The organism is Actinomadura sp. NPDC049753 (genome assembly GCF_040674655.1).
GTDB lineage: Bacteria > Actinomycetota > Actinomycetes > Streptosporangiales > Streptosporangiaceae > Spirillospora > Spirillospora verrucosospora.
Genome location: NZ_JBFARL010000439.1, coordinates 1 through 1,776 on the forward strand (window position 1 = coordinate 1; position 1,776 = coordinate 1,776).

Below are 1,776 nucleotides of genomic sequence, written 5' to 3' on the forward strand. Positions count from 1 at the left end.
TCTCTCCCGCCGGCGAAAGTCCTTTTCGCGGGCCTCTTCGGCATGCCTGTAAGGCCGACTCGGACAATGAGACAACACAGCGAGCAAGTGATAAGACGCGCCCCCGTCGTCGTCGCGCGGCGGGCCGGGCCTCGGGCTCCTCGCCGTCGTCGCGCTGATCGTCGCGCTGGTGGCCGGGGCCGTCGGCGCCGGGATCGGCGTGATCGCCACCGGCGGGTCCGACGACTCCGGCCCGGTGAGCCTCGGCGGCAGCGACAGCAGCGACACCAAGGTGCAGAACCGTCCGCCGGACTCGGTCGCGGGCGTCGCGCAGCGGGTGCTGCCGAGCGTCGTGATGATCCGCGTGCAGTCGTCCCAGGGAGAGATCGGCGGCACCGGCTTCATCGTCAACGGCGGCTACGTCATCACCAACAACCACGTCGCCTCCGGCGGGGGCGGCGGGGGCGGCCAGATCCAGATCGTCTTCAACGACAAGAAGACGCTGCCCGCCACGATCAAGGGCGCCGACCCGAGCTCGGACGTCGCGGTGCTCAAGCCCGAGGGCCAGCACTCGCTGCCCCCGCTGCCGGTCGGCGACTCCAGCGCCATCGCCGTCGGCGACCCGGTGATCGCGATCGGCTCGCCGCTCGGCCTGCAGGGCTCGGTCACCACCGGCATCGTCAGCTCGCTGAACCGGGCCGTGCCCACGCGGGGCGAGGGCGGCGGCGGCGACGCGTCCTACCTGAACGCCATCCAGACCGACGCCGCGATCAACCCGGGCAACTCGGGCGGGCCGCTGGTGGACGCGAAGGGCCGCGTGATCGGCATCAACACCGCGATCGCGACGCTCGGCGGGCAGTCCCTCGGCGGCGAGCAGCAGAGCGGCAGCATCGGCCTCGGCTTCGCGATCCCGATCAACCAGGGCAAGCGGATCGCCGAGGAGATCATCCGGACGGGCGTCGTCAAGCAGGCCAAGCTCGGCGTGCTGCCCGACCCCCGCTACCAGGAGGGCGGCGCCCGGATCATGCAGCAGCCGGTCAACGGGCAGGACCCGGTGACCAAGGGCGGCCCGGCGGACAAGGCGGGCCTCAAGCCCGGCGACGTGATCACCAAGGTCGACGACAAGCCGATCGAGGACGCCACCGACCTGATCGCGCAGATCCGCAGCCGGGCGCCCGGCGACCGCGTCACCCTCACCTACCAGCGGGGCGGCAAGGAGGCCACCGCCCAGGTGACCCTGGCCTCCGACTAGGGCACCGATGTTCAAGTCCGGTTCATCCGGGCTGGGGATACGCTGGGGGGACCGGCCCGTCTCTGGGCCGGTCCCCTTCGGGTCGTGTGCAGGCGGTCGCGCCGCGGCCTGCCGTGTGTGTGGAGGACGGGTTGTTCGACGTCGGACTCGGTGAGATGGCGGTGCTCGTCGTCCTCGCCCTGGTCATCTTCGGCGACAAGCTGCCGCAGGTCGCCGGGCAGGCCGGCCGGATGCTGCGGCAGTTCCGCGAGATGGCCAACAGCGCCAAGGCCGACCTTCAGGAGGGCCTCGGCCCCGAGTTCAAGGACTTCGACCTCAACGACCTCAACCCGAAGACGTTCGTCCGCAAGCACCTGTTCGAAGACGACGACACATACCACGACCCGTCCCGCCTGTTCGACGACGAGCCCTCGTACGCGACGGCGACCGCGAGCCTCGACCCGAGCGAGAAGCCGCCCTTCGACAACGAGGCGACCTGATCCTTCGCCGCGCCGCCCACCGGGGCCGCGGCGTCCGCGCGGGCCCGGCCCGGCGGCGGGCGCCCG

2 protein-coding genes are annotated in these 1,776 nt (G+C 71.7%); both read left to right on the forward strand.

The window, feature by feature from the left end:
* The first annotated feature begins 169 nt into the window (after positions 1-169).
* Positions 170-1,231 (forward strand): trypsin-like peptidase domain-containing protein, encoded by a 1,062-nt coding sequence (locus AB0K37_RS42025; protein ID WP_363991800.1) that lies wholly within the window; start codon positions 170-172, stop codon positions 1,229-1,231.
* 131 nt (positions 1,232-1,362) lie between these two features.
* Positions 1,363-1,710, forward strand: coding sequence for a sec-independent translocase (locus AB0K37_RS42030; RefSeq protein ID WP_363991803.1), 348 nt, complete (start codon positions 1,363-1,365; stop codon positions 1,708-1,710).
* Positions 1,711-1,776 lie beyond the last annotated feature (66 nt).